Origin of the sequence: Pseudomonas sp. MIL19 (assembly GCF_028680365.1) — a bacterium.
GTDB lineage: Bacteria > Pseudomonadota > Gammaproteobacteria > Pseudomonadales > Pseudomonadaceae > Aquipseudomonas > Aquipseudomonas spirodelae.
The window spans coordinates 1-20,110 of the sequence record NZ_JAPPVG010000022.1 but is presented as its reverse complement, the minus strand read 5'-3'; the positions used below and the strand labels follow the sequence as shown (position 1 = coordinate 20,110).

Annotated in this window: 24 protein-coding genes and 2 pseudogenes; 12 read left to right on the top strand and 14 right to left on the bottom strand. The window is 59.2% G+C overall.

Annotated elements, in window-relative coordinates; genetic code table 11:
* Positions 1-2 precede the first annotated feature (2 nt).
* The gene (locus N1078_RS14130; RefSeq protein ID WP_274088803.1) at positions 3-362 is read left to right on the top strand and encodes a winged helix-turn-helix domain-containing protein; all 360 of its coding nucleotides are present in this window, start codon (positions 3-5) and stop codon (positions 360-362) included.
* Positions 363-372: 10 nt separating this feature from the next.
* Here the strand turns inward: N1078_RS14130 and gluQRS are convergent, their stop codons facing one another.
* Together gluQRS and dksA are read right to left on the bottom strand one after the other, a co-directional pair.
* Positions 373-1,260 carry a tRNA glutamyl-Q(34) synthetase GluQRS gene (gene gluQRS, locus N1078_RS14125; RefSeq protein WP_274088802.1) on the bottom strand — a complete coding sequence of 296 codons (888 nt, stop codon included), beginning with the start codon at positions 1,258-1,260 and terminating at the stop codon, positions 373-375.
* A 60-nt stretch (positions 1,261-1,320) separates the two neighbouring features.
* Entirely contained in the window at positions 1,321-1,764 is a 444-nt protein-coding gene (gene dksA, locus N1078_RS14120; RefSeq protein ID WP_274088801.1) for an RNA polymerase-binding protein DksA, read from the bottom strand.
* Positions 1,765-1,959: 195 nt separating this feature from the next.
* On the opposite strand from dksA, the gene N1078_RS14115 reads away from it, so the two are divergent.
* Positions 1,960-3,141, top strand: a complete 1,182-nt coding sequence (locus tag N1078_RS14115; protein ID WP_274088800.1) for a pyridoxal phosphate-dependent aminotransferase — start codon at positions 1,960-1,962, stop codon at positions 3,139-3,141.
* Positions 3,131-3,838 (top strand): DNA/RNA nuclease SfsA, encoded by a 708-nt coding sequence (sfsA, locus tag N1078_RS14110; RefSeq protein WP_274088799.1) that lies wholly within the window; start codon positions 3,131-3,133, stop codon positions 3,836-3,838. The genes N1078_RS14115 and sfsA overlap by 11 nt, the downstream gene beginning before the upstream one ends.
* Positions 3,839-3,862: 24 nt before the next feature.
* Here sfsA and cysZ read toward each other — a convergent pair whose 3' ends face one another.
* Positions 3,863-4,591: a sulfate transporter CysZ gene (gene cysZ / locus N1078_RS14105; RefSeq protein ID WP_274088798.1), complete on the bottom strand. Its 729-nt coding sequence runs from the start codon at positions 4,589-4,591 to the stop codon at positions 3,863-3,865.
* 262 nt (positions 4,592-4,853) lie between these two features.
* On the opposite strand from cysZ, the gene trxB reads away from it, so the two are divergent.
* Complete coding sequence (trxB, locus tag N1078_RS14100; RefSeq protein WP_274088797.1) at positions 4,854-5,801, top strand: thioredoxin-disulfide reductase; 948 nt, start codon at positions 4,854-4,856, stop codon at positions 5,799-5,801.
* Positions 5,802-5,858: 57 nt separating this feature from the next.
* Here the strand turns inward: trxB and N1078_RS14095 are convergent, their stop codons facing one another.
* The 6 genes from N1078_RS14095 to folM form a co-directional block, all read right to left on the bottom strand.
* On the bottom strand, positions 5,859-6,446 hold the full coding sequence (locus N1078_RS14095; protein WP_274088796.1) for a putative glycolipid-binding domain-containing protein: 588 nt from the start codon (positions 6,444-6,446) through the stop codon (positions 5,859-5,861).
* 247 nt (positions 6,447-6,693) lie between these two features.
* Complete coding sequence (locus tag N1078_RS14090) at positions 6,694-7,038, bottom strand: HopJ type III effector protein (RefSeq protein ID WP_274088795.1); 345 nt, start codon at positions 7,036-7,038, stop codon at positions 6,694-6,696.
* Complete coding sequence (locus N1078_RS14085; RefSeq protein ID WP_274088794.1) at positions 7,035-7,328, bottom strand: DUF1244 domain-containing protein; 294 nt, start codon at positions 7,326-7,328, stop codon at positions 7,035-7,037. Before N1078_RS14085 ends, N1078_RS14090 begins: the two co-directional genes overlap by 4 nt.
* Positions 7,329-7,451: 123 nt before the next feature.
* Positions 7,452-7,823 carry a dihydroneopterin triphosphate 2'-epimerase gene (folX, locus tag N1078_RS14080; RefSeq protein WP_274088793.1) on the bottom strand — a complete coding sequence of 124 codons (372 nt, stop codon included), beginning with the start codon at positions 7,821-7,823 and terminating at the stop codon, positions 7,452-7,454.
* On the bottom strand, positions 7,823-8,383 hold the full coding sequence (folE, locus tag N1078_RS14075; RefSeq protein ID WP_274088792.1) for a GTP cyclohydrolase I FolE: 561 nt from the start codon (positions 8,381-8,383) through the stop codon (positions 7,823-7,825). The genes folX and folE overlap by 1 nt, the downstream gene beginning before the upstream one ends.
* A gap of 23 nt (positions 8,384-8,406) precedes the next feature.
* Entirely contained in the window at positions 8,407-9,117 is a 711-nt protein-coding gene (folM, locus tag N1078_RS14070) for a dihydromonapterin reductase (RefSeq protein ID WP_274088791.1), read from the bottom strand.
* Between the two features lie 261 nt (positions 9,118-9,378).
* On the opposite strand from folM, the gene N1078_RS14065 reads away from it, so the two are divergent.
* Complete coding sequence (locus N1078_RS14065; RefSeq protein ID WP_274088790.1) at positions 9,379-9,675, top strand: hypothetical protein; 297 nt, start codon at positions 9,379-9,381, stop codon at positions 9,673-9,675.
* A gap of 5 nt (positions 9,676-9,680) precedes the next feature.
* On the opposite strand, the gene N1078_RS14060 is transcribed toward N1078_RS14065, so the two are convergent.
* Positions 9,681-10,103, bottom strand: a complete 423-nt coding sequence (locus N1078_RS14060; RefSeq protein WP_443218115.1) for a thiol-disulfide oxidoreductase DCC family protein — start codon at positions 10,101-10,103, stop codon at positions 9,681-9,683.
* A gap of 88 nt (positions 10,104-10,191) precedes the next feature.
* Here N1078_RS14060 and N1078_RS14055 point away from each other — a divergent pair, with 88 nt between their 5' ends.
* Together N1078_RS14055 and N1078_RS14050 are read left to right on the top strand one after the other, a co-directional pair.
* Positions 10,192-11,145 carry a MerR family transcriptional regulator gene (locus N1078_RS14055; RefSeq protein WP_274088788.1) on the top strand — a complete coding sequence of 318 codons (954 nt, stop codon included), beginning with the start codon at positions 10,192-10,194 and terminating at the stop codon, positions 11,143-11,145.
* Between the two features lie 206 nt (positions 11,146-11,351).
* Positions 11,352-13,130 carry an acyl-CoA dehydrogenase C-terminal domain-containing protein gene (locus N1078_RS14050; RefSeq protein WP_274088787.1) on the top strand — a complete coding sequence of 593 codons (1,779 nt, stop codon included), beginning with the start codon at positions 11,352-11,354 and terminating at the stop codon, positions 13,128-13,130.
* A gap of 147 nt (positions 13,131-13,277) precedes the next feature.
* Here N1078_RS14050 and N1078_RS14045 read toward each other — a convergent pair whose 3' ends face one another.
* Together N1078_RS14045 and N1078_RS14040 are read right to left on the bottom strand one after the other, a co-directional pair.
* Complete coding sequence (locus tag N1078_RS14045) at positions 13,278-13,889, bottom strand: hypothetical protein (protein ID WP_274088786.1); 612 nt, start codon at positions 13,887-13,889, stop codon at positions 13,278-13,280.
* Positions 13,890-13,940: 51 nt separating this feature from the next.
* Positions 13,941-14,402: a PAS domain-containing protein gene (locus N1078_RS14040; protein ID WP_274088785.1), complete on the bottom strand. Its 462-nt coding sequence runs from the start codon at positions 14,400-14,402 to the stop codon at positions 13,941-13,943.
* Between the two features lie 112 nt (positions 14,403-14,514).
* Here N1078_RS14040 and N1078_RS14035 point away from each other — a divergent pair, with 112 nt between their 5' ends.
* The 5 genes from N1078_RS14035 (at position 14,515) to N1078_RS14015 (ending at position 18,305) form a co-directional block, all read left to right on the top strand.
* Entirely contained in the window at positions 14,515-14,967 is a 453-nt protein-coding gene (locus tag N1078_RS14035) for a flavodoxin (protein ID WP_274088784.1), read from the top strand.
* Positions 14,967-15,434 (top strand): cupin domain-containing protein, encoded by a 468-nt coding sequence (locus N1078_RS14030; RefSeq protein ID WP_274088783.1) that lies wholly within the window; start codon positions 14,967-14,969, stop codon positions 15,432-15,434. The genes N1078_RS14035 and N1078_RS14030 overlap by 1 nt, the downstream gene beginning before the upstream one ends.
* Before the next feature lie 114 nt (positions 15,435-15,548).
* Positions 15,549-16,331 (top strand): class II aldolase/adducin family protein, encoded by a 783-nt coding sequence (locus tag N1078_RS14025; protein WP_274088782.1) that lies wholly within the window; start codon positions 15,549-15,551, stop codon positions 16,329-16,331.
* Entirely contained in the window at positions 16,328-17,218 is an 891-nt protein-coding gene (locus N1078_RS14020; RefSeq protein ID WP_274088781.1) for an alpha/beta fold hydrolase, read from the top strand. The genes N1078_RS14025 and N1078_RS14020 overlap by 4 nt, the downstream gene beginning before the upstream one ends.
* A 175-nt stretch (positions 17,219-17,393) precedes the next feature.
* The gene (locus tag N1078_RS14015; RefSeq protein WP_274088780.1) at positions 17,394-18,305 is read left to right on the top strand and encodes an SDR family oxidoreductase; all 912 of its coding nucleotides are present in this window, start codon (positions 17,394-17,396) and stop codon (positions 18,303-18,305) included.
* Positions 18,306-18,559: 254 nt separating this feature from the next.
* Here the strand turns inward: N1078_RS14015 and N1078_RS19730 are convergent.
* Together N1078_RS19730 and N1078_RS19725 are read right to left on the bottom strand one after the other, a co-directional pair.
* Positions 18,560-18,997 (bottom strand): annotated as a pseudogene (locus tag N1078_RS19730) (methyl-accepting chemotaxis protein); the annotation flags it as partial.
* 102 nt (positions 18,998-19,099) lie between these two features.
* Positions 19,100-19,813, bottom strand: a pseudogene (locus N1078_RS19725) (PAS domain-containing protein); the annotation flags it as partial.
* Positions 19,814-20,110 lie beyond the last annotated feature (297 nt).

Sequence of the window (20,110 nt, the reverse complement as noted above, 5' to 3'; positions counted from 1 at the left end):
CTATGTATCGCCTCGATCTGAAAATCCGCCTGCATAACGGCGCTGACATCGCGCTCGGCCCTGGCAAGGCAGAGCTGTTGGAGGCGATTGCTTTGCATGGCTCGATCAGCGCGGCGGCCCGTGCCTTGGGCATGTCCTATCGGCGTGCCTGGCTGCTGGTGGAGACCATGAACCGCAGCTTCCGCCAGCCGCTGGTCAGCACCCTGGCGGGCGGCAAGCACGGTGGTGGCACGCAGTTGACCGAGATGGGTGAGCAGGTGTTGCAGCGCTACCGCGCCTTGTGCGCACAGGCGCTGGCGGCAGTGCAGGGTGGTTGCGCGGAGTTGGCTGAGCTATTGGCTGAGCCTGCTGCCGAGGGCTGAATCCACGCGCTCAGCGCAGCTGCGCTTCAGCCATCGTCAAGCGACGCGGAATACGCGTGGCATCCCAATGCTGGCTGGCCCAGCGCAACAGCTCTGCGGGGTGGCCGTAGTTGGCGCCGTCCGGCAATGTTTGGCCGAGGGCGCGCAGGGCGCGGATCAGCAGTGGGGTGGCCTGGTCGGCCGGCAGCGGAGGTGAGCGGTAGGATTTACCCAGCTTGTGACCATCGGGCTGGATAATCAGCGGCACATGCAGGTAGCGCGGTTGCGAGAAACCCAGCAGCTCTTGCAGGTACAGTTGGCGCGGGGTGGAGTCGAGCAGGTCGGCGCCACGGACGATATCGGTTACGCCTTGCCAGGCGTCATCCAGCACCACGGCTAACTGGTAGGCAAACAGCCCATCGCGGCGACGAATCACAAAATCGCCGACCTCACGGCCCAGGTGCTGCCGGTAATCGCCCTGCACCCGATCAATAAAGTGGTAGGTCAGCTCCGGTACGCGCAGGCGGATCGCCGCATCCGTAAAGCCGTGGCCAGCATTGCGGCAGGTGCCGGGGTAGATGCCGTGGCTGCCTTCCAGCTGCTTGCGCGAGCAGGTGCAGGCGTAGGCCAGGCCCTGGCTGAGCAGGCGATCGACCAGGGTGGCGTATTGCTCATGGCGTTCACTCTGACGTACCAGTTCGCCATCCCACTCGAAGCCGTAGCTTGCCAGCGCTTTCAAAATCGCCGCTTGGGCGCCGGCCACTTCACGGGGCGGGTCGAGGTCTTCCATGCGCAGCAGCCAGCGGCCGTTTACCGCGCGCGCGTCGAGGTAGGACGCCAGGGCGGCGACCAGAGAGCCGAAGTGCAGGTAACCGCTGGGGGTGGGGGCGAAACGCCCGATGTAGGCAGGTGTGTTCATGCGCAGGTGTCACAGAAAGGCAGAAACAACAGAGGGTGCCGAAGCACCCTCTGGGTCAGATCAGGAACCGACCTGTTTTTCTTTGATTTCCGCCAGCGTCTTGCAATCAATGCACAGGGTGGCGGTGGGACGGGCTTCGAGTCGGCGGATGCCGATTTCTACGCCGCAGGAATCGCACCAGCCGTAGTCGTTGTCTTCAATCAATTGCAGGGTTTCGTCGATCTTCTTGATCAGCTTGCGCTCGCGATCACGGGCGCGCAGTTCCAGGCTGAATTCTTCCTCCTGGCTGGCACGATCCGCTGGATCGGGGAAGTTGGCTGCTTCGTCCTGCATGTGGTGCACAGTACGATCAACTTCCTGCATCAATTCCAGCTTCCACTTATTGAGGATGCCGGTGAAGTGGGCGCGCATTGGCTCGCCCATATATTCTTCGCCTTTCGTTTCTTTATAAGGCTCAAAACCACGAGTCAGTTGGCTGCTTTTTGCTTTTGCTTTGGTGGGCATGGATGACCGCCTCTCACTCTTCTGATCCACTGCGCAGGACGGTGTCCCTTGCCGATTCTACGTCGAGTAGAACTGGCCCTGCGGCTGCAAGCGGGCGAACTTACCAGAACAACTCAGCCTGCGCTACTCCCGGTTGTCGAAGCTGTGTCGGGTATGCTTTAGAATCCGCGTCTTATTTCAGATCAAGGCAGCCCAATGGCCCAGTCCTACAGTGCGCGCAGCCGCGCCATAGAACCTTTTCATGTGATGGCGCTGCTGGCCCGGGCCAATCAGCTGCAGGCTGACGGCCATGATGTGATTCACCTGGAAATCGGCGAGCCGGACTTCACCACGGCCGCGCCGATTGTCGCCGCCGGCCAGGCCGCGCTGGCCAATGGGCATACCCGTTACACCGCGGCGCGTGGTTTGCCGGCCCTGCGCGAGGCGATTTCCGGCTTCTACGCCGAGCGTTATCGCCTAAGCATCGACCCCGAACGCATTCTGATCACGCCGGGCGGCTCGGGCGCCTTGCTCTTGGCCACCAGTTTACTGGTCGACCCCGGTAAACACTGGCTGTTGGCCGACCCAGGCTACCCCTGCAATCGGCACTTTTTGCGTTTGGTCGAAGGCGCCGCGCAGCTGGTGCCGGTAGGTCCTGAGGTGCGTTATCAGCTGACTCCTGACTTGATTGAGCGTTACTGGGATCAGGGCAGTGTCGGCGCCTTGGTTGCCTCGCCGGCCAACCCCACTGGCACCTTGCTCAGCCGTGATGAGCTGGGCGGCTTGTCCCAAGCGCTAAAAGCCCGTGGCGGGCATTTGGTGGTGGACGAGATCTATCACGGCCTGACCTACGGCGTGGAGGCGGCCAGCGTGCTGGAGGTGGACGACGAAGCCTTTGTACTTAATAGCTTCTCCAAGTACTTCGGCATGACCGGCTGGCGCCTTGGCTGGCTGGTGGCGCCACCGGCTGCCGTGCCGGAGCTGGAGAAGCTGGCGCAGAACCTGTATATCAGCGCCCCAAGCATGGCCCAGCACGCCGCATTGGCGTGCTTCCAGCCGCAGACGCTGGAAATACTCGAACAGCGTCGCCACGAATTTCAGCGCCGCCGCGACTTCCTCCTGCCGGCGCTGCGTGAGCTGGGTTTCAAAATCGCCGTGGAGCCAGAGGGTGCCTTCTATTTATATGCAGACATCAGCGCGTTCGGCGGCGATGCCTTTGCTTTCTGCCAGCACTTCCTGGAAACCGAGCATGTGGCCTTTACCCCTGGCCTGGATTTTGGTCGCTACCAGGCTGCGCAGCATGTGCGTTTTGCCTACACCCAGGACTTGCCGCGCCTGCAGCAGGCGGTTGACCGAATCAAGCGTGGCCTGAATAGCTGGAAACCCCATGCAGTTTGAGCCGCCGCTGCAAGAGGGACGGCTGCTGCGCCGCTATAAGCGTTTTCTCGCCGATATCGAGACCGCCAGCGGCGAGCTGCTGACCATCCACTGTGCCAATACCGGCTCGATGCTCAACTGTATGAGCGAAGGCGCGCGCATCTGGTTCAGCCGCAGCAACGACCCCAAACGCAAGTTGCCGGGCACCTGGGAAATTGGCGAAACGCCGCACGGTCGCCTCGCCGTGATCAACACCGGGCGCGCCAATGCGTTGGTGGAAGAAGCGCTGCGCGCCGGGGTTATTGCCGAGTTAAACGGCTTTACCCAGCTCAAGCGCGAAGTGCCGTATGGCCAGGAGCGCAGCCGTATCGACTTTCGCCTGGATTATCCAAAGGGGCCGGCGTTTGTCGAAGTGAAGAGCGTGACCCTGGGCTTCGCCGACAGCCGCGTTGCCGCCTTTCCCGATGCACGCACCGAGCGCGGCAGCAAGCACCTGCGCGAACTGGCTGTGCTGGCCCATGAGGGCATTCGCGCGGTGCAGCTGTATTGCGTCAACTTGACGGATATAGAGGCCGTGCGCCCCGCCGAGGAAATCGACCCGGCCTACGCCGCCGCCCTGCGCGAGGCGGTCAGCGCGGGTGTTGAGGTGCTGGCCTATGGCGCCGAGGTCAGTGCGCAGGGCGTGCGCCTGACTAAGCGCTTGGAGGTGCGGCTCTAAAACGCGTCGTTAGGTGAGGGCGGGTTAGCCGCGCTCACGCACCCAGAACACCGTCGCCCCGGCCACCGCTGCCGGCATCATCAGGATATTCAGCCCCGGCACCAGCAAGGCGGCGTAGGTGATGCCGCCAAAACCCAGGCTCTGCCAGCGTTTCTCCCGCAGCCAGGCGAGCATGTCTGGCCAGCTCATCTTGTTGTTGTCCGCCGGGTAGTCGATGTATTGGATGGCCATCATCCATACGCCAAACAGTAACCACAGCGGTGCGGCGATCAGGTTGACCACCGGAATAAAGGTCAGGATCAGCAGGGCAATGGCGCGAGGCAGAAAATAGCCCAGTTTGCGCATCTCGCGGCTCAGAGTGCGCGGCACCATCGCGGCCAGTTCAGCCCAGCTAAATGGCGGGAATTGGTCCTGACCACGCACCACCACTTCGACCTTCTCCGCGAGAAAACCGTTAAACGGTGCGGCGATGATATTGGCCAGCATGGTGAAGGTGAAAAACACCATCAGCAGCACCAACACCACAAACAACGGCCACAGCACATATTCGAGAAAGCTCAGCCAACTTGGCAGGCTCGGCATAAAAGTATCGACCCAGCCGCCAAACTGCTGCACCGCGACGCCGATCAGCGCGCTAAACAGCAGCAGGTTGATGCTCAGGGGCAATAACACGAACAGTCGCAAGCCAGGGCTTAAGACCAGTTTCAGGCCTTCGCTCAGGTATTGCGGGCCAGTGAGTACGGGGGCAGACATGGGCGTGTTTCCGTGGGAGTGAAGTCGCGCCGACCTTACCGGCTTTGCCGGTCAGGGGAAAGCGCATGCAATGTGCGCTCACGATTGTTTGGCTCGCCATAGCGCGCGTCTATGCCCCGCATTGGTAAAGCATATTTCCGCCTGGTCGTGGCCGGGCATAGGCTGCCCGTCATCCCTTTATGGGGCTTCCGAACGTATGGCCTTCCCCGGGTTTTCTGGAAGTCCCGGTTTATTGCTGCCGGCGTTGCCGGAGGAGTTGCTGATGTCTGCTGATCGTCATGCTCGCGTGATTATTCTGGGTTCCGGCCCTGCTGGTTATAGCGCGGCGGTCTATGCCGCACGGGCCAATCTTAAACCGTTGCTGATTACCGGTATGCAGGCCGGTGGCCAACTGACCACCACCACCGAGGTGGATAACTGGCCAGGCGATGTACACGGCCTGACCGGGCCGGCATTGATGCAGCGCATGCAGGAACATGCCGAGCGTTTCGAGACGGAAATCGTCTATGACCATATCAATGCCGTCGACCTGGCCGGCAAGCCGTTCACCCTGGTCGGCGACAGCGGCACCTACAGCTGTGATGCCTTGATCATCGCCACCGGAGCCAGCGCCCGTTATCTGGGCTTGCCCAGCGAAGAAAGCTTTATGGGTAAGGGCGTTTCGGCGTGTGCCACGTGCGATGGTTTCTTCTACCGCAACCGTGAGGTCGCGGTGGTCGGTGGCGGCAACACAGCGGTGGAAGAGGCGCTGTACCTGGCCAATATCGCCAGCAAGGTGACCTTGGTGCACCGCCGCGAAACCTTCCGCGCGGAAAAGATTTTGCAGGACAAACTGCAGGCGCGGGTGGCCGAAGGCAAGATCGTGCTCAAGCTCAATGCCGAGGTAGACGAGGTGCTCGGCAACACCATGGGCGTGACCGGCGTGCGGCTGAAGAACAACGATGGCAGCTTCGATGAGCTGAGCGTTGACGGCCTGTTCGTCGCCATCGGCCATACGCCTAACACCTCGTTGTTTGAAGGCCAGCTGGCGCTCAAAGACGGCTATCTGGTGGTCAGCGGTGGTCGCGAGGGCAATGCCACTGCTACCAGCGTCGCGGGTGTGTTTGCTGCCGGCGATGTGGCCGACCATGTCTACCGCCAGGCGATTACTTCGGCGGGTGCAGGCTGCATGGCAGCGCTGGATGTGGAGCGCTATCTCGACGGTCAGTAAGTCTGAGAATGCAAAAAGCCTCGATTTAATCGAGGCTTTTTGCTGTTTGCGCGGCGCTCAGACCCAGGTGTTCAGCTTAAGGTCCCTTGAACTCAAGCGCAGGAACTGGTCACTGGCTTTGACCAGCAGCGCGTGTTCATCGACGGTCAGTTCGCGGCTTTTCCGGCCCTGTGATTCGCTGCGGTAGAGGGTTTGCCCGCGTTCTTCGCGCAGGCGCTGGTAGCGCTGGCTGCGCGCCTCGACCTTGAGGGTCAGCAGGTCGACGTAAGCCACCTGCAGCAGTTCGCTTTGTCCGGTTTCCAGGGCGCAGCGTTGCAGGAGTGGTGTGTGGGTAAAGGGCGATTCGGAGAGCATGACCTGCCGGCAGGCGCTGAGGTCAGGGCGCGGCTCGCCGTTGTGGAACCAGTTGCCACGGATGTCGCGTTTCAGGTTGAGGCTGCGCTGGCCGTGGTTGTCGACCTTTAGCCAGAGGCGGCGAAAGCGCCAGCGCGGGTCGCAGTTAATCACGTAGGTCGCGGCGATGCTGTGGCCTTGCAGGCTTTGCATCAGATGGCTGGTGGCGTTGATGCCGTGTTCATCGATATTCAGGCGCAGATTCTCCACGCCGGGGTTGTGCCATGGTTTCCATACCAAGGATTGCTGCATCTAGCGACTCCAAGCCGTGTCAGTTTGGAGAAACCGGGGAGGAACGGCAATGACGCTGCTCGGAGCACCTTCCCTGGTGTTCTCGTTCGAGTAATGGCGCGCAGCATAGGGCGATCAAACTGCGATGTCTGTCAGCCGTTGCCGACAGTTGTGCAAGTTTCTATGGCCTGCCATCCCTGGCGGCCACCCTGCGGGCCGTCGCTGCGCGACGTTAAAAATGGCACCTGGCCATTTTTTGCGCGAGTGACTACAAACTGTTGCGTTGCAGCGATGGCTGCTCGAAGCGTATGCCGGCCAGGCCGGTTTCCATCAGTGCGCGGATATTGCCGTGGTCGTTGCCGCTCGGGGTGGCCAGCACGCTGCGGTAGTGCTCGCCAAAGCACTGCAGGGTTTCTTCCAGGCTCAGGCCTTCAAGTAGTGCAAGGCCGAGGGTCTTGCATGAACCTTCGTTCTGGCCGGCAGCATTATCGACTGCACCATTGCGGAAGGCGCTGGGCTGGTACTGGTAGTGCTCGGCAATAAACGCCAGGGTCTGCGCGAAGGTGAAGTGTTCGCTGCGCAGTTGTGCGCGAAAATCGTCTAGGGTGCTCATGCCTCTTTTCCTTTATTAAAAGCGGCCTGTTGTTCGGCGCTGGCATCTTTCTGGTATTGGCTCTTCCACTCGGCATACGGCATGCCGTAAATCTCTTCGCGTGCTTGATCCAGGGTGAGGGTGACGCCTGTTTCATCGGCTGCCGCTTTGAACCATTTGGACAGGCAGTTGCGGCAGAAACCGCTGAGGTTCATCAGGTCGATATTCTGTACATCCGGGCGCGAGCGCAGGTGTTGCACCAGGCTGCGAAAGGCGGCGGCTTCAAGTTCGAGGCGTTGTTGATCGTTCATGAGAATGCTCTCTGTAAGCAGGCAGGGGAGGCGTGGCGGGGATGATAGAAGGATGCCTGCCGTGCGGCAACGGCCCCGGCGCAGGGTGCGCCGGGTGTATGCGAATCGATGGTTAACGCAGGGCTAGCGGTGGCCGGCGAGGGTGATCGACACCGACTCGGCAAAACGTAGGGCGTGCAGCTTGTCCACTTCCACTTCGGCGTAACGCACTGCGGCGTTAGCCATGACCAGGTCAAGAATCTCCTGGGTCATGCGCTCCAGCAGGGCGAAGCGATTTTCTTCGACATGGTGGATCACCGCCTTGGTGATGGTGCGGTAGTTCAAAGCATGATCGATATCGTTATCACGCACCGCATCGGCAACGGGGTAGAGGATGGTCAGGTTAATCAACACATCCTGCTTGTTGTTGATTTCCTCCTCCTTGATGCCGATGTAGGTGCGCAGGCGCAGGTCTTTGACGCGGATGCGCGCCATTCCAGGTTCCAGTCTCGGCATTATTTACCCCGTCCGATCAGTTGCAGGAATTCATGGCGAGTGTTGCAGGACTCACGGAAGGCTCCCAGCATCACTGAGGAGGTCATCACCGAGTTCTGTTTCTCCACGCCGCGCATCATCATGCACATGTGTTTGGCTTCGATTACCACGGCCACGCCGGCGGCGTTAGTGACTTGCTGGATCGCGTCGGCAATCTGCTTGGTGAGGTTTTCCTGGATCTGCAGGCGGCGCGCGAACATGTCGACGATGCGTGCGACCTTGGACAAGCCCAGCACCTTGCCGGTGGGAATGTAGGCCACGTGGGCCTTACCAATAAAGGGCAGCATGTGGTGCTCGCACAGCGAATACAGTTCGATGTCGCGGACGATCACCATCTCGTCGTTATCCGACTCGAACAGCGCGCCGTTGACCACTTCTTCCAGGCTCTTGTGGTAGCCGTTGCACAGGTACTGCATGGCTTTGGCGGCGCGCTTGGGGGTGTCCAGCAGGCCTTCGCGTTCTGGGTTTTCACCGACGCCGAGGATGATTTCGCGGTAGTGATTGTTCATATCTAGAGTCATTGCAAAGGTCCTCGCGACCGGGCTCATTTAAGGTGGCGGCCGCCGTTGACAGTCAGTGTGGTGCCTGTGATGTAAGGGTTATCCAGCAGGTAACGTAAGCTCTGGTAAATCACCAGTGGCCCAGGCTCGATGCCCAGCGCCGATTTTTTTAAGGTTTTGCTGCGGTACGTATCGTCATCGTCTGTGTTGAACATGATTAATGCGGGTGCAATGCCGTTGACCTTGATCTGTGGCGCGAAGCGGGCGGCAAAGGAGAGGGTCAGACTGTCCAGCCCGGCTTTGCTCGCGCAATAGGCAGGGCGCTTGGCGCTGCCTTTGCGGGCTACGTCATCGCTGATGTGGATGATGTCGGCAGGCGTTGAGTTTTCAAGCAGCGCCTGGCAGTTCAGGTTGATCAGATAGGGCGCGAGCATGTGCACGTTGAACTGTTGGGTAAATACTGCCGCTTCCTCGCCCGGAGTTTCCTCCAACCAGTCAGAGGCGTTGTGGACAATGGCGCGCAGGCTGTCGGTGTGCTGTTTGAGTCGCTCGATAAACGCCAGGATGCCCGCTTCGCTGGCAAAGTCTGCTGGCAGTGCGAGGGCACCCCGCTGCTTGAGGCGCTCGATACCTGCACGCTCACTGCGGTAAGTGACGATTAACGGGTGGCCGTCATCGAGCAGGCGTTCGGCGCAATACAAACCGATGCGCTGGCTGGCTCCGGTAATCAGAATGGGGGCGGCGCTGACGCTCATGCTCGACTCGCAGAATAATTAAGGTGGGTTCAGCGATGCTGTGCCGGGATACCTGACCAGTACGACACGGCCTCAACTGAACCGGAATCAAAGTTATACCAGCGTGGCTCTTTGTACAACCATGCATGCTGTGGGTGTACTCGGTCTGCAGCGGGTTATTTGCCTATTTCATTGAGCTGCATCGTTATTTTCGCAAATACAGGCTGAAATAAATTGTCCTTATCGTGTACAAGATAGGTTTTCTTGTACAGGTATGGCGTCATGAAGCCCTGGCGGTTAAGCATTGCTGTGTTTTGCGGGCGAGTCAGTCGCGTCGAGGTCGTGGCGCTGCGCTGTTGTGGTTACTGCGCGCGGATTGTTTTCCGCGCGGGCAATGTGCAGGTCCTGGAATATGCGCCAGGGCAACCGCTCTGGCCTGAGCTGGCGCTGTTGAAAGCGCGCCTGCGCCGCTGTGGCGTGCGCCAGGCGCGGTTACTGCAGCCAGAAAGCCATGACGAGATTATTGGCAGGCCTAAGCTGCTTGAGGCCGACCCAGGGTTGTGGCTAGCGCTGAAGTAGCTGGCTCAGCGCGGGTCTTTGCTGTTGCACTGATTGTCTGTGCAGCGCTGGCCGGCATCCGGATGAGGCAACCACGTGAGGTGTGGGCGTAACCGGCAGAACAGTCGATAGCCCAGCTCCAGCACGGGTCGCAGCGCTGGCCACGTCAGTGGTGCGGCCCAGCGATCAAGGCCCGCGGCGCGCCAGCTCCACAGTGTCGCATCCAGGCCAGTGACCCATTCGCCGTCGGCAAAACGCGCGTGCAGGCGGTTTTGCAGTATTTCCTTTGAGTAGCCGGTGGTTTCAGCCTGAAAGTCCTCGCGGCTGATATCAACCAGGCTTAGGCGCTCGGCGCTGGCACGCTTGCGCAGCAGTTGGATCTCCCGCGCGCACAGTGGGCAATCACCGTCGTAGTAAAGGGTCAGCGGCCAATGCGGTTGCATATTCACACTCTCAACATTTGTATAGGTTTTGTACAAAGTATGCGCTAAAGAGCTGAGTTACAATGCGCGCACTATTTTTCTGTGATAGCTGCCCATGTCTGATCTCGTTGGTGCTTCGTCCCTGGTTTCGAGTGCCCTCAAGCAGGAAGAGTTGTTTCCTATTCGTGAGGTGGCGCGCCTGACGGGTGTTAACCCGGTTACCCTGCGGGCCTGGGAGCGGCGCTACGGGCTGATCCAGCCAACCCGTACCGACAGTGGCCATCGCCTGTATTCCCAAGCCGATATTGAGGCGGTGCGCAGCATCCTGGCGTGGATCGAGCGCGGCGTGGCGGTGAGCAAGGTCGGTAAGATTCTTGCTAAAAGCAGCTCGATCAAATCGGCCAGTTCGCCTATCTATGAAGAGATAAGCGCCAGCGAGTGGGGCGAGTGGCAAGCTCAGCTGCGCCGCGCCATCAGCGCCTTCGATGAGGTGCGCCTGGATCGCCTGTACGGGCAGATTTTCTCCAGTTATCCGCTGCCGGTGGTGTTTCAGGATATCCTGATGCCGCTGTGGCAAGAGCTGCTGCTGCGTCAGGACGAGTACGGCCAGACCAGTGAGTGGTTGTTCCTCGACACCTTTCTACGTGCCCGTACGCTGCAGCGCTTACAGGTGTTGCGCACCCAGGTCGAAGAGCGCGTGCTGCTGGCGGCCTTGTCGGGTCATTGCCGTGAGCTGGAGTTGCTGGTGGCCGGGCTGCTGCTCAGCAGTGCCGACACCGCCGTCAGTGTGCTGGGGCTGGGTCAGCCACTTGAAGAGCTGACCCTGATCTGTGAAAAAATGCAGCCCCAGGCGCTCGTACTGTTTTCCAATCAACCGCCCAGTGACGATTTGCCGAAGGTGCTCACGCGCCTGGCTTTGGCCTTGAGTTGCCCGCTGGTGATGGCCGGCGACGGTGCCGATCTGGCCGAGGAAAGCCTCAGCGGTTCGCCGATTGCTTGCCTGGGCAACGAAGGGCGCTTGATGCAGCGCCGCTTGCAGCAGTTTCTTGCTGGGCACCTGGATACCTAGTTCCGCTGCGTAATGCCCTCTGAATGGCCCTGCTGCGTTCGCGCAGCGGGGTTTTTCTGTGCCTTTGGTTCATGCGCGTTTTCGATTGCTTGTACAGTCTGTACAAGAAATAGCTTGCCGCTTGCGAATTTAGGCTGTACAAAAGCTATACATTGTTAGTTTGTGTATAGCTTGTATCCACTTGTACAGCTTGAGGACTCAGCAACATGACCCAATACCGCGCACCCCTTCGAGATATGCGTTTCGTTTTTGACGAGGTGCTCGACGCTTATGCCACCTTGCAGTCGCTGCCTAGTCAGCGCGAGTTCGGAGACGACCTCGGTGGCGCCATTTTAGAAGAAGCCGCCAAGCTGGCGGAGAACGTGCTGGCACCGCTCAACGGGCCAGGCGATAAACAGGGTTGCCATTACGACCCGGAAACTAAGTCGGTGAAAGCTCCCGACGGTTTCCGTCAGGCCTATAAGCAGTTTGCCGAGGGTGGCTGGACCGCTTTGGCCTGTACCCCCGAGTTTGGTGGCCAGGGCTTGCCAAGCGTATTGAACATGATGGTTGAGGAGATGGTCTGCTCGGCCAACTTGTCGCTCGGTATGTACCCGGGCCTGACTCACGGCGCCATTAATGCACTCACCGCGCATGGTGCTCGCGAGCTGCAGGAGCGTTATCTGCCGAAACTGATCAGTGGCGAATGGACGGGCACCATGTGCCTGACCGAACCACAGTGCGGCACCGACCTCAGCCTGATCCGTACTCGCGCAGTACCGCAGGCCGATGGTAGCTACGCCATTACAGGGACCAAGATCTGGATCACTGGCGGCGAGCACGACCTGGTCGACAATATTTTGCACCTGGTGCTGGCCAAGCTGCCGGACGCGCCAGATAGCGTTAAAGGCATTTCATTGTTCGTGGTGCCCAAGTTCCTTGAAGACGGCAGCCGCAACCCGGCGTTCTGTGGTGGCCTGGAACACAAAATGGGCATCAAGGGATCTGCGACCTGTGTGATCAATTTTGAAGGTGCGCAAGGCTGGTTGATTGGCGAAGCCAACAAGGGCCTTAAGTGCATGTTCACTATGATGAACTCCGCGCGCCTGATGGTCGGTATGCAGGGGCTAGGCATTGCTGAGAGCGCCTATCAGGTGAGCTTGGGTTTTGCCAAAGAGCGCCTGCAGAGCCGTTCATTGTCTGGCCCGAAAGCGGCTGACAAACCGGCTGACCCGATCATTGTGCATCCCGATGTGCGGCGTAACTTGCTGCGCCAGAAGGTGATGATCGAAGGTTGCCGTGCACTGGCGTATTTCACCGGTCTGCATGAAGACGTAGCCCACGACCATGAAGACGCTGCCGTGCGTGAGCAGGCCGATGATCTGGTGCAGCTGCTGACTCCGGTGGTGAAGTCTTTCCTCACGGAAGAGGGCTTCAACTGTGCCAATGCGGGGCTGCAAGTCCTCGGTGGCTCCGGTTACACCGAAGACTGGGGCATCGAACAATTAGTACGCGATGCCCGGATTACTCTGATTTATGAAGGCACCAACGGCATCCAGGCGCTTGATCTGGTCGGTCGCAAGTTGGGTTTGGGCGGTGGTCGCGCCGTGCGTAACTACTTTGCCCTGGTCGAAGGCTGGCTCAAGGCCAATGTCGATAGTGAGCATGCCGCTGCGGTAGGTGCAGCACTCAAGCAACTGCAGCAGGCCACACTGTGGATTGCCAGCGAAGGGATGAAAGACCCCGAGCAAGCGGGCGCTGCTGCGACGCCTTACCTGCGACTGTTTGCGCTGACCAGCCTGGCCTGGATGTGGGCGCGGATGGCGGCAGTGGCCAAGGCCAAGCTGGCGGCTGGTAGCACAGAGACTCTTTTCTACGGCGCCAAGTTGAAGTCTGCAGACTTCTTTATGGCGCGCATCTTGACTGAAACCGACAGCCTATTGGCTGAGGTAAAGGCCGGTAAAGCCACGCTGATGGTGTTTAGCGAAGAGGAGTTTGCCGCCTAAAACGACTGCGCAATCCGATAGCCAGCGTGTACCGCCCTTTCGGCTATCGGATTTTTTTATCCCTGCCGCAGGACTTTCCTGCACTTAGACCCGCCTTCTTTGCGGGTCTTTTTTTGTCTGGCGCTTATGTTCCCAGTGTTTGATTGCTTAGGCTGAGCTTGCGCCTAGCTGTTGTTCTTGCTGGATGTGTTGCCGGTAGATGAACTCACGCAAGTGTTCGTCGCTCTGTGGGTCCATCGCGTGCAGGTGGTAAGCCAGCAGGCCGTCATCGGTCTTGCGTACGAAGGCTCCGCTCACGGCAATTGGGGGAAGGTCATTCACCGGCAAGATCAGATCAAACCGCTGAGGCGCTTTGCGTTGTGCGCGGTACTCGATCAGTGCGCCACTCATCGACAACTGATGAACCCACAGATCGCTGGGTTGCGCGCTGCGGGTATGCAGCGGCAGCGGCTCGGGGAGCGGCGAGCGCCACGCACGGTTGATTTCACCTTCGTCGAAAATCTGCGGTGCACTGAGTTGCAGTTGCGGCGCGCGCCTGCCGTTTTGGCTGAGGTGCAGGTCAAAGGTCAAACGCTGGTTGGCGATGTGCGCATGCAGGCTCATGGGCTCATTGACTGCGCAGTGCGATAGCAACTCGCTGAGCTGCTCGCCAATATCGGCCTGCATGCGCGGTTGCCGGCGCTGCTCAGAAGTCTCTGGCTGATTCAGCTGGCGGATAAACGCCAGCTCAGCTTGGGTCAGGAGTGCTTGTTCTTGCATGGTCGCGGTCTACATCAAATTGCAATAACGCTGTGACCGCGCCTGGTCGAATTAGTTACTGCCGGTCGTCGCCTGCAAACGGGCCAATTCCGCTTTCAACGTAAGCATTTCGGCTTCAAGTTCTTTGACCCGCTCCTGCGCCTGGACCTGCTCGGTGACGTTTTTCTGGATGCCGATGTAATAGGTCAACTGGTCGGCATCGTTGACCACCGGGGTGATCGACAGCTCGTTCCAGAACACACTGCCGTCCTTGCGGTAGTTGCGGATGATCTGCCGGCACGGGCGGTGCGTCTTAACCGCTTCACGGATGGCATCCAGGCCGGCCTGGTTGCGGTCACCGGCCTGCAGGAAGCGGCAGTCTTGGTAGAGGATGTCGTCACTGGCATAGCCGGTGAGCTTTTCAAAGGCAGGGTTGGCATAGATCAGGATGTTGTCGTCACCTTCCTGTTCGGCAACCACGATGCCGTCGTTGGAGGCGTTGACCACCAGTTGTAGGAGTTTGGCGTTGATCATGAGGCGATTTCCCAGTCTATGTCCGCTGCATTCTAAAACATCCGGGCGGGCTGTCTACTTGCGGCATAATGCCCGTCTTATCGACTTGGTTCTGTATGTTTCGGAGTTATGCATGAAGATCGCCATTCTTTCTGGCTCGGTGTACGGCACCGCAGAGGAAGTTGCTCGCCACGCTGAGCGCCTGTTAAACGCCGCCGGTTTTACGGCCTGGCATAACCCGCGCGCCACCCTGGCCGATGTTCAAGCCTTTGCGCCCGAGGCGTTTCTTGCGGTGACCTCGACCACTGGCATGGGCGAGCTGCCCGATAATTTACAGCCCTTGTACTACGCCATCCGTGATCATTTGCCGGCCTGGAGTGGCTTGCCGGGTGGGGTGATTGCCTTGGGTGACTCCAGTTATGGCGACACCTTCTGTGGCGGCGGTGAACTGGTGCGTGAGCTGTATGCCGAGCTGGGTATTCGTGAGGTGCAGCCGATGCTGCGCCTGGACAGCAGCGAAAGTGTGACCCCGGAAACCGACGCCGAGCCGTGGCTGGCGGACTTTATTGCAGCGTTGCAAGGCTGATGCACCCGCGCGCGCAAGCGTTAATCGAGGCGCTGCAATTGCAGGCTCACCCTGAGGGCGGCTATTACCGCCGACTGTTCGAGTCATCGCAGCAGGCCGTCGATGGTCGTTTGTGCAGCAGTGCGATTGTTTTTCTATTGCCCGCAGGCGTGATCAGCCGCTGGCATCGGGTGGATGCCGACGAGTTGTGGCATTACTACGAAGGCGCGCCGCTTGAGCTGCTGATTGCTGAGCAGCCGGATGCGATTCGCCGTGAACGCTTGGGCCCGGTGGCTGCCGAGCAATTGCCGCAACGCGCGGTGGTGGCGCACGCCTGGCAAAGTGCGCGCAGCCTGGGTGATTTCACCCTGGTCGGTTGCACGGTGGCGCCGGCGTTTGATTTCGCCGGGTTTAGCTTGCTCAGCGATGATGAGCAAGCGCAGCGCGACTGGCCGTTGTTGCGCCAACTGCATCCTGAATGCGTTTGAACGCCTACGGCTGACCTCTAAGGTCAGCAGGCTGGCCGCCAGGGCGACTTATCTTTCCCGTTACGCTCGCTAGACTGCTTGGCACTTCTAACAAGAATTGCCGAGGACTCTGCCATGACCGTCGCCCACGCCCTGCCTGCTGTAAGCCTCAAGGATCAAGTCTCTGCCGCCGAGTGGCAGACCCGCGTTGACCTGGCTGCGTGTTACCGCTTGATTGCCCTGCATGGCTGGGATGACCTGATCTTTACCCACATCTCGGCGAAGATTCCCGGCAGCGAAGAGTTTTTGATCAACCCCTTCGGCCTGATGTTCCATGAGATCACGGCCTCCAGCCTGGTGAAGATTGATCTTGCCGGCAACAAGCTGATGGACAGCCCGTTCGATATAAACCCCGCCGGTTACACCATCCACAGCGCGGTGCATGAAGTGCGCCACGATGTCGTCTGTGTGGTGCATATCCACACGGCCGCCGGGATTGCCGTGTCAGCGCAAAAGCAGGGCTTATTGCCGTTGTCGCAGCAATCGCTGTTTGTATTGTCCAGCCTGGCCTATCACGGCTATGAGGGCGTGGCGCTGAATCACGATGAGAAGGCGCGCCTGCAGGCCGACTTGGGCGACAAGAATTTTATGATCCTGCCTAACCATGGGTTGCTCACGGCCTCCAATAGCATTGCCGATACCTTTCTGATGATGTTCACCCTGCAGCGCGCCTGCGAGATTCAAGTCATGGCGCAAAGTGGCGGCGCTGAGCTTATTCATATCCCGCAGCAGATTCTTAACGGCGCCAAGGCCATGGTCGCGGGCGTGATGAAAAGCGCACAAGGCATGGGCGGTTCGCTAGCCTGGCCAGCGTTATTGCGCAAGCTCGATCAGCAGATGCCAGGTTACGACGCATGAGTGCCTTGCCTGGTATTGCTTTAGCGGCGTGGCGCGCCCAGGGCTTGGGCTTCAACTTCCAGGGGCATGCCATGCGCTACTGGGTGGCGGGTGATGAACAGGCCGAGCCGCTGCTGTTGATCCATGGTTTCCCCACCGCCAGTTGGGACTGGCATTACCTGTGGGCACCGCTGGCCGCGCGTTATCGGCTGATTGCCTGCGACATGCTCGGCTTTGGCGACTCGGCCAAGCCGCGCGGGCATGCCTATAGCCTGCTGCAGCAAGCTGACCTGCAGCAGGCGCTGCTTGAGCATCTGCACATCACCGGCCTGGTGCATGTGCTGGCCCATGACTATGGCGACAGCGTGGCCCAGGAGTTACTGGCCCGGTATCACGAGCAGCGCTTCAAGCTGGCCAGCTGCGTGTTTCTTAATGGTGGCTTGTTCCCTGAAACCCATCGGCCGGTGCTGGTGCAGAAGCTGCTGCTCAGCCCCATCGGCCCGCTGGTCGGCCGGCTGTTCAGTCGCCAGAAGCTGGCAGCCAGCTTTGCCCGCATCTTCGGCCCGCAGACTCGACCGAGTGAAAGCGAGTTGGATGATTTTTGGAGCCTGATCGCCGAAAACAATGGCCCAGCAGTAATGCATCGCTTGATTCGCTACATGCCCGAGCGCCGCGTGCACCGTGAACGTTGGGTGTCGGCCATGCAAAAAGGCGGGGTGGCACTGCGGGTGATTGATGGTGCAGCGGATCCGATTTCCGGCGCACACATGGTTGCGCGTTACCGGGCATTGATCGCCGATGCCGACACGGTGCTGCTTGCTGGCATTGGCCATTACCCGCAAATCGAGGCCCCCGAGCAGGTTTTGCAGCATTACCTGGCTTTTCGCCAAGCCTTGGCGGCGGGGTAGTCAAACGGTGCGAGCGCTGTGGCGGTGGCCGATGCTGTTGTGTGGCCTGTCAGCGCAGCCCGGCGTGATTATCCCGCTGCTTTATCGCGCACCATTCAGCGCTGCTCGTGTCTATTGTGACCGGAGCGCGCCTGCTAGACACTCGGGGCATTGTTAATCTGCTGAGGAATGCTGCATGAGCGACGCCATCCGTTTTCAAGACCAGGTTGTAATCGTCACCGGTGCAGGTGGTGGCCTGGGTCGCGCCCATGCGCTGCTATTCGCCAAACACGGCGCCAAAGTGGTGGTTAACGATCTCGGCGGCAGCACCCACGGCGAAGGCGCTAACGCCTCGGCGGCCGACAAGGTGGTTGAGGAAATCCGCGCGGCTGGCGGCACCGCCATAGCCAACCATGACTCGGTGACCGACGGCGAGAAGATCGTGCAGTGTGCACTGGACACCTTCGGCCGTATCGATGTGGTGGTGAACAACGCCGGCATTCTGCGCGACAAAACCTTTCATAAGATGGAAGACGCCGACTGGGACCTGGTCTACCAGGTTCACGTCGAAGGCGCCTACAAGGTCACCCGCGCGGCCTGGCCGCACATGCGCGAGCAGGGTTATGGCCGGGTGATTTTCACCGCATCTACTTCGGGTATCTACGGCAACTTCGGTCAGTCCAACTACGGCATGGCCAAACTTGGTTTGTACGGCCTGACGCGCACCCTGGCGATTGAAGGGCGCAAGAACAACATCCTGGTCAACGCCATCGCCCCGACTGGCGGCACGCGCATGACCGAAGGGCTGATACCGCCGCAGGTGTTCGAGCAACTCAAGCCTGAGCTGGTCAGCCCGCTGGTGGTGTACCTGGCGAGCAATGCCTGTGAAGAAACCTCTGGCCTGTTCGAAGTTGGCGGCGGTTGGATGGGTAAAGTGCGCTGGGAGCGCAGCCTGGGCGCCGGTTTCGACCCGCGTGAAGGCTATAGCCCGGAAGACGTCGCGGCCAACTTTGCGCAGATCTGCGACTTCGAAGGTGCCGCCCACCCGAAAGACAATATCGAAGCGATGAAAGAGATGATGGCCAACCTGCAGAAGTTCGCCCTCTGAGTCAGCCGCGTTGCTGGAGGATTGGCCAGTAGCCTGACTCCACTGTTGCAAGGTTTAAAGCCAAGGCCGGCATTTAGCCGGCCTTGGCTTTTTAGTGGATAGGTCATTGCGGTTGTGATGATTTGATGGCTGCAGCGGCCAAATACAGCTTTGCACTAATCCCTAAGTGTTTTGATGACTAATCATGGTCTGTCGCCATTTTGCGGGCCCGGTCTGATCATCAGGTTCGCAATGGGTCACGCCCCTATATGGACTTACTGCAATTCGTTAGCGAAACGTCCAACCGCTCCAACTACCTGTTTGGCGCCGTCCTGGATTTCTACAATCACGGTGCCGGCCTGATTGGCCAGCGCAAGGCCTTGCTCGGCTTGCTCGCGGCTGCTGAACATCTCCCGCATGGCTTGCTCAGCAAGCGACTGATTTTGTTGCACTACGCTGATGATTTCTTCCGTAGCTTCGCTGGTTCGGCCCGCCAGCTTACGTACCTCATCGGCAACCACGGCGAAGCCGCGACCATGCTCACCGGCACGGGCCGCCTCAATAGCAGCATTGAGCGCAAGCAAATTGGTCTGGGAGGCAATACCGCCAATCGTCTGTACGATTGAGCTGATTAACAACGATTGCTTGCCGAGCGCCTCAATACTTTCGGTGGCCGACTGCATCTGCCCAGCAATACTCTGCATGGTCTGAACAGTTTGCTGCACAACTTCAGCCCCACGCACGGCGCTCACATCCGTTTGTTGAGAAACGTCATACGCGACGCTTGCTGCGTCCCGCACTTCGGCTTCCCGAGCCACCTGTTCAGTCACGACGTTAGCGAATTTCACCACCTTGGATAACTTTCCTTCGGCGTCATGAACGGGGTTATATGTCGCTTCAAGCCAAACCTCTTGGCCTCTGCTGTCGATCCGCTTGAAGCGATCCGCCACGTATTCACCACGGTTGAGCGTCTGCCAAAAGGCGGCATATTGCGGCGAACCCGCCTCTTCAAGCGTACAAAAAAGGCTGTGGTGTTTGCCGATGATTTGGCCGAGCGAATAGCCCATTGCCGTGAGAAATTGCTGATTGGCGGTGATAACCGTGCCGTCTAAATTGAACTGGATAACCGCCGTAGAGCGGATTAACGCTTCAATAAATGCTTCGTTTTCTTTTGTTTTTTCGAGGGCCTGGCTGATCTCACTGCCATAACCCTGGACGTGGGACAGCTTTCCATCCTCGCCTTTGATTGGGAACCAATTCAGCTTGATCCAAGCAAGGCTGCCGTCGGCGCGCAGATAGCGGTAGTCATCACTGACCGGCTCAAACTTCGAGATCGCCTTATTAAATGAGTGAAAGCAGGGCAGGTTTTTTACGTAAGGCGGAACAATCGCTGACAGCGGACGTCCCCGAAGATCATTCGCATAACCCAGCGCCTTGGCGAAATTAGGGTTGAATTCGCAGATGTTAAACTGCGCATCGAGCCTGATAGAGAGCATGCTGCGATCCATCTGCTCAACCTGTTGACGCAGCAGATACAGCTCCGCACTCTAGTCTTGTAGTGTTTTTTTAAGGGTACGGTTGAACATTAACGTCTCCACAGAATTAGGTAGATGTTGATTCGCAATAGAGTCCTTGCCATTGCCAGGGGCGACCTGCCGGCCTGCTGCGAATTATTCAAAATGCCTTGTAGCGGCATCCTAAAGAGGGGAAACGTTTAGTCAGCCATCGCGCTATGTATGTGGCAGATAAGTAAGCGTCCGCCGAACTCACCTTGCGTGATTCAGGCAGGTACCCACTGATGCGGCAGCAGTTGGCCGATCTCACTC